6 protein-coding genes and 1 pseudogene are annotated in these 6,084 nt (G+C 68.3%); 6 read left to right on the forward strand and 1 reads right to left on the reverse strand.

Going from position 1 to position 6,084, the window contains the following annotated elements:
* The 5 genes from VGV06_03460 to VGV06_03480 all read left to right on the forward strand — a co-directional run.
* Positions 1-1,116 (forward strand): molybdopterin cofactor-binding domain-containing protein (locus VGV06_03460; protein ID HEV2054214.1); only part of this gene is annotated, 1,116 nt, incomplete at its 5' end.
* Positions 1,113-1,757, forward strand: a complete 645-nt coding sequence (locus tag VGV06_03465) for a histidine phosphatase family protein (protein ID HEV2054215.1) — start codon at positions 1,113-1,115, stop codon at positions 1,755-1,757. The genes VGV06_03460 and VGV06_03465, both read left to right, overlap by 4 nt.
* Positions 1,754-2,269 (forward strand): DUF3090 domain-containing protein, encoded by a 516-nt coding sequence (locus tag VGV06_03470; protein HEV2054216.1) that lies wholly within the window; start codon positions 1,754-1,756, stop codon positions 2,267-2,269. Before VGV06_03465 ends, VGV06_03470 begins: the two co-directional genes overlap by 4 nt.
* Positions 2,256-2,957, forward strand: a complete 702-nt coding sequence (locus VGV06_03475) for an SCO1664 family protein (GenBank protein ID HEV2054217.1) — start codon at positions 2,256-2,258, stop codon at positions 2,955-2,957. Before VGV06_03470 ends, VGV06_03475 begins: the two co-directional genes overlap by 14 nt.
* Before the next feature lie 34 nt (positions 2,958-2,991).
* Entirely contained in the window at positions 2,992-4,593 is a 1,602-nt protein-coding gene (locus VGV06_03480; protein ID HEV2054218.1) for an ABC transporter substrate-binding protein, read from the forward strand.
* Positions 4,594-4,704: 111 nt separating this feature from the next.
* Here VGV06_03480 and VGV06_03485 read toward each other — a convergent pair whose 3' ends face one another.
* Positions 4,705-4,932: a hypothetical protein gene (locus VGV06_03485; GenBank protein HEV2054219.1), complete on the reverse strand. Its 228-nt coding sequence runs from the start codon at positions 4,930-4,932 to the stop codon at positions 4,705-4,707.
* Between the two features lie 111 nt (positions 4,933-5,043).
* Between VGV06_03485 and VGV06_03490 the strand changes: the two are divergent.
* Positions 5,044-6,084 (forward strand): annotated as a pseudogene (locus tag VGV06_03490) (DDE-type integrase/transposase/recombinase).

A 6,084-nucleotide genomic window follows, 5' to 3' on the forward strand; every position in this document is an offset into this window, starting at 1 on the left:
ATCTACAAGGACGGCACGCCGATCGCGTACGACCCGGCCGACTTCCCCGGCTCCTTCGATCGCGCGCTCTCCGTGCTGGGCTACGACGAGTGGCGCAAGCGCCAGAAGACGCACGCGAACGGCACGCACCGCCTCGGCATCGGCGTCTCCTGCTACGCGCAGGGCTCGGGCTTGGGCCCCTACGAAGGCGCCACCGTCCGCGTGGACCCGAGCGGCAAGGTCTACGTCCTCATCGGCGTGACGGCGCAGGGGCAAGGGCACGCGACGACGCTGGCGCAGATCGCGGCGGCGGAGCTGGGCGCCAACTTCGAGGACGTGCACGTCATGGCGGGCGACACGACCCAGTTCCCTTTCGGCATGGGCACGGGCGGCAGTCGCGTCATGGCCAACAGCGGCCCCGCCGTCGCCCAGACCGCGCGCGAGGTGAAGCAGAAGGCCCAGCGCGTCGCGGCCGAGCTGCTCGAGGCCGCGCCCGAGGACATCCGCATCGAGCGCGGTGAGGCCTTCGTCATCGGCTCGCCAAGCAGGAGCGTGACGCTCGCGCGACTCGCGCTGGCCGCCGTGAAATCCAAGGCGCTGAAGCCCACACCTCAAACTCCAATGGCCGAGCCGGGGCTGAACGCCTGCACCTACTTCTATCCCGCCACGGTGACGTGGGCCTTCGGCACCCAGGCCGCCGTCGTGGACGTGGACGTCGAGTCCTGTCGCGCGCGCCTCTTGGCCTACGCCGTGGTCCACGACCCGGGGCGCGCGATCAATCCGGCCATCGTCGAGGGCCAGCTTCAGGGCGGCGCCGTCCAGGGCATCGCCGCGGGGCTCCTGGAAGAGCTGGTCTACGACGAGGGCGGACAACTGCTGACGGGCTCCTTCATGGACTACTGCATCCCCAAGTGCGACGACGTGCCGGAGATCCCGGTGGCGCTCACCGAGCACCGCTCGGTCATCAACCCGCTCGGCGTCAAGGGCGTGGGCGAGAGCGGCGCCATCCCGGGCGCGGCCGCCATCGTCAACGCCGTCGAAGACGCGCTCGCCGAGTTCGGCGTCGTCCTCCGCGAGGCGCCCGCCACACCCACGCGCATCTGGCAGGCGATGCAGGAAGCCCGCCGCCGCGCATGAAGGACAAGAAGCCCGCGCCGTCGACCCTGGTGCTGCTGGTGCGCCACGGCCTCACGCCGACCACGGGCGTGAAGCTGCCCGGCCGCGCGCGCGGCCTGCACCTCTCCGACGAGGGCCGCCGCCAGGCCGAAGCCGCCGCCGCGCGCATCGCCAAGATCCTGAAGCTGGTTGCCATCTACTCTTCGCCGCTCGAGCGGGCGCGCGAAACCGCGCAGATCATCGCGAAAGCGCGCAACATGGCCGTGCGCATCGAGCGCGGCCTCCTGGAGCTGGACATCGGCAAGTGGACGGGCATGGCGCTGAAGGACGCGGGAAGCAAACCCGAGTGGAAGGCCGTCCAGCAGCATCCGAGCGGCTTCCGCTTCGAGGGCGGCGAGTCGTTCACCGAGATGCAGGCGCGCGTCACGGGCGCCATCGCGCGCATCGTGGCCCGTCACCCGGGCCGGATCGTCGTCGCCGTCTCCCACGCCGACCCCATCAAGGCCGTCGTGGCGCATGCCCTCGGCACCCCCCTCGACCTCTTCCAGCGCATCATGATCGGCACGGCCTCCATCACCGCCATCGCCTATCGGTCTTCAGGCGCCGCCGTCCTGACCGTCAACTCCATGGACGGCGACCTCTCCGCCCTCGGCATCAAATGAGCGAATCCTTCGACTTCGAGAAGCCCGACTTCTTCACCGCCGGCGCCCTCGGCAAGCCGGGCGAGCGCACCTTCTTCCTGCAGGCGCGCGACACGGGCCGGCTCATCACGCTCAAGTGCGAGAAGGAGCAGGTGCGCGCGCTCGCCGAATACCTCTCCGGCCTCACCACCAAGCTGGGCGCGCCCAAGGGCAAGGTCCCCACCGATCTCGACCTGCTGCCCTTCGCCGAGCCCGCGTGGATCGTCGCCACGCTCGGTGTCGGCTACGACGAGGAGCACGAGCGCGTCATCGTGCACGCCCACGAGCTGTTCGAAGAGGAAGAGGAAGGCCAGCGCGCGGGCGAAGAGCCCGCCTCCGCGAGCGTGCGCATCACGCGCGAGCAGGCGCAGGCCTTCGTCGAGCGGGCGAAGGAGCTGATGAAGGGCGGCCGGCCGCCCTGCCCTGTGTGCAGCGGGCCCATGGACCCCGCCGGCCACGTCTGCCCGCGCAGCAACGGCCATGTTGTCCACTGACGCGCTCGATCTGCTGACCCGCGGCGACGTCACCATCAAGGGCCGCATGCCCTGGGCCAGCAACGTGACGCTGCTCGCCGAGGTGACGCTGGGCCCCACCTGCGCCCGCGCCATCTACAAGCCCGAGCGCGGCGAGCGACCGCTCTGGGATTTCCCGCCCGGGCTCTACAGGCGCGAGCTGGCGGCCTATCTCTTCTCCGAAGCCCTCGGTTGGGGCCTGGTCCCGCCCACGATCGTGCGCGAGGGCCCGCACGGCGAGGGCTCCTTCCAGCTCTTCATCGAGGCCGAGTTCGAACAGCACTGGTTCACGCTTCGCGAAGACCCGCGCCACCGCGAGCGCCTCCAGAAGATCTGCGTCTGGGACTTCGTCGCCAACAACGCCGACAGGAAGAGCGGCCACTGCCTCCTCGGCTCCGACAATCTGATCTACGCCATCGACAACGGTCTCACCTTCCACACCGAGATGAAGCTCCGCACCGTCATCTGGGACTACGCCGGCGAGCCGATCCCGAAAGGCATGCTGGACGACCTGAAACACTTCGTGATGGACGGGCTACCCGAGCCGCTCGCCGATCTCCTCGACGCCCAGGAGCAGCAGGCCCTCCGGGTCCGCGCCCAGGCCCTTGCGGACTACGCCCGCTTCCCTGAAGATAGGAGCGGTCACCGCTACCCTTGGCCGCTCGTGTAAGTGGACGAGCCAGCTCGTCCGGAGGGTGAACCACATGATCCGTGCCCTGTGGCTTCTGATCGTACTAGCTCTCTCCGCGACACTTCTGGCGTGCGGTGATGCCGGGGCGCAGGAGCGGCCCCGCTACGGTGGAGAGCTGATCTTCATGGTTCCCTCGGAGCCGCCGTCCTATGACGGGCACCGCGAGGGGACCTTCGGCACCGTCCACCCCTTCGCGCCCGTCTACAACACGCTCCTGCGCATTGATCCGACCGACCGAACGGGCACGCGGCCCGTGGCCGACCTGGCCGAGTCCTGGACGATGTCGCCGGACGCCATGACCTACACCTTCAAGCTGCGCCAGGGCGTCAAGTTTCACGACAGCAGCCTCCTGACGTCGCGCGACGTCAAGGCGAGCTATGACAAGATCATCTTCCCGCCGGCCGGCGTGATCTCCGCTCGCAAGGGGGCCTACCAGGTTGTCGAGGCCGTCGAGGCGCCTGATCCACAGACCGTGCGGTTCCGGCTCAAGTGGCCCGAGGCCTCGTTCCTGGTCAACGTGGCTTCGCCCTTCAACTTTATCTACAAGGCGGACATCCTCGCCAAGGACATACGGTGGTACGAGACGAACGCGATGGGCACCGGCCCGTTCAAGTTCGTCGAGCACGTGAAGGGCTCGCACCTTGTGGGGCGGAAGAACCCCGATTACTGGGACAAGGGGAAGCCCTATCTCGACGGGTACCGGGCCATCTTCATCTCCGCGTCGTCGGCCCAGGTGGCGGCCATCCGCGGGGAGCGCGCCCACATCCAGTTCCGCGGCTTCTCCCCGCCGGAGCGCGACAGCCTCGTCCAGGCGCTCGGCTCGAAGATCACGGTCCAGGAAAGCCCCTGGGACTGCGTCACGCTCGTGGCGATCAATCACGAGCGGAAGCCGTTCGACGACAAGCGCGTCCGCCGGGCGCTGACCCTGGCGCTGGACCGATACGAGGCGTCGAAGAACTTGTCCAGGATCACCGTCGTCCGGGACGTGGCGGGCATCCAGGTGCCGGGCACTCCATGGGCGACACCGCCCCAGGAGCTGGAGAAGCTGGCCGGCTACGGGCGCGACATCGCGAAGTCGCGGGCGGAGGCGCGCCGGCTCCTGCGTGAGGCCGGAGTGCCCGAGGGCTTTGCCTTCACCTTCAAGGTCCGCGGCATCCCGATGCCGTACGAACCGGTGGGCATCTGGCTGATCGACCAGTGGCGCCAGATCGGGCTCAACGTGAAGATGGAAACCATCGAAGCCTCGGCCATGATCTCCGTCTCCAGGCGCGGTGACTTCGACTTGTCCTCGGACGCCCAGTGCAACTTCGTCGTCGAGCCGGACCTCGACGTGGCGAAGTTCCAGTCCGTCGGCGTCTCCGAGAACAATTACGGCCGCTACAAGGACGCCGTCCTCGACGAGCTTTTCTTGAAGCAGGCGCGCGCCGTAGACGCTGAGGAGCGCAAGCGCTATCTCCGCGCGTTCGAGAAACGGCTGCTGGACGAGGAGGTCCACTACATCTATACCCTCCAGTGGCACCGGATCGTCCCGCACAGCGCCAAGGTCCGGGGATGGACCATCACCCCTTCCCACTTCTTGAACCAGCAGCTCGACACCGTGTGGCTGGCCGAGTAGGCGTAGGCGGGGTCAGGTCTTGAAATCCAACATTTGGCCTGAAAGATGATCGGGTGGCGCGGTGGAAGCCGAACGGCAATGTGTGATTTCAAGACCTGACCCCGATTGCTCTCAGGCCTTCCGCCACAGACCCCACGCGAGCGTTATGCCGCCGAGGCCGATCAGGAGGCCATCGACGATGCGCACGGGCCTCGGTAAGAGCGGCAGCCAGAGAGCGAGGCCGATGGCGAAGACGAAGGCGGCCCAGACCGGAAGCTGACGGCTGCGTCGTATGGCGAAGGCGAAGTTGAAGGCACCCACCGCGAGAAAGACCAAGCCGAGCAGGAGCACGACCGTCATGGGCCCCGCGTAGGTCAGGGGTATCACCGGAGCCAGCCCTCTCTGCCAATATGGGTGAGACAGTGACCCCCTGCAAGTTTAGAGTCGAGGGCGAGTCAGGATTGGAGAGCGATGAGCGCATTGGAGCAGGCCCTGGGTGGGCCGGCGATCGAGGTGGTGGCGAAGGCGACCCGGCGGCGGTTCACGGTGGCGTACAAGCAGAAGATCGTCCGGGAGGCCGACGCCTGTAAGACGTCGGGTGGGGTTGGGGCGTTATTGCGACGGGAGGGATTGTACTCCTCCCATCTGACGACATGGCGCGCGGCGCGGGAGCGCGGGGAGCTGGCTGGGACGCCGAAGAAGCGCGGCCCGGTGCGGCGGGTGGCCGATCCGCGCGACAAGAAGCTCGCCGAGCAAGCGCGGGAGATCAGCCGGTGGCAGCAGCGCGCCGCGCGGGCTGAGGCCCTGGTTGAACTGCAAAAACAAGTGGCGGCGTTACTGGGAACGCCGCTGACCGGCGAGGCCTCCTGATAGCGACGGTCACCCAGATCGGACCGCAACTGGGCATTGCGCCCACATGCGCGGCGCTCGGGCTGCCGCGCGCGACCTACTACCGCCGCCGGTGGCCCCGGCACGTGCCCCCGCGGCGGCGTCCCTCGCCGCGCGCCCTGACCGCCGACGAGCAGCGCACCGTCCTCGCGCGGTTGCACGAGCCCCGCTTCGTGGACCTGGCCCCCGCCGAGGTCTACGCCACCCTGCTCGACGAGGGCGCGTATCTCTGCTCGGAGCGCACGATGTACCGCGTCCTCGCGGAGCACCAGGAGGTGCGCGAGCGGCGAAATCAGTTGCGGCACCCGCGCTACGTGGCTCCCGAACTCCTGGCCCGGCGGCCCAACGAGCTGTGGAGTTGGGACATCACCAAGCTCCTCGGCCCGACCACGTGGACCTACTTCTACTTGTACGTCATGCTCGACGTCTTCAGCCGCTACGTGGTCGGCTGGATGGTGGCCCACCGGGAGAGCGCGACGCTCGCCGAGCGGTTCATCCACGAGACGTGCGCCCGGCAGGGGATCGGCCGCGAGCAGTTGACGATCCACGCCGACCGTGGCTCGGCCATGACGTCCAAGTCCGTCGCCTTCCTGCTGGCCGACCTGGGGATCACGAAGACGCATA

This window comes from Candidatus Methylomirabilota bacterium (assembly GCA_035936835.1).
Lineage (GTDB): Bacteria > Methylomirabilota > Methylomirabilia > Rokubacteriales > CSP1-6 > AR37.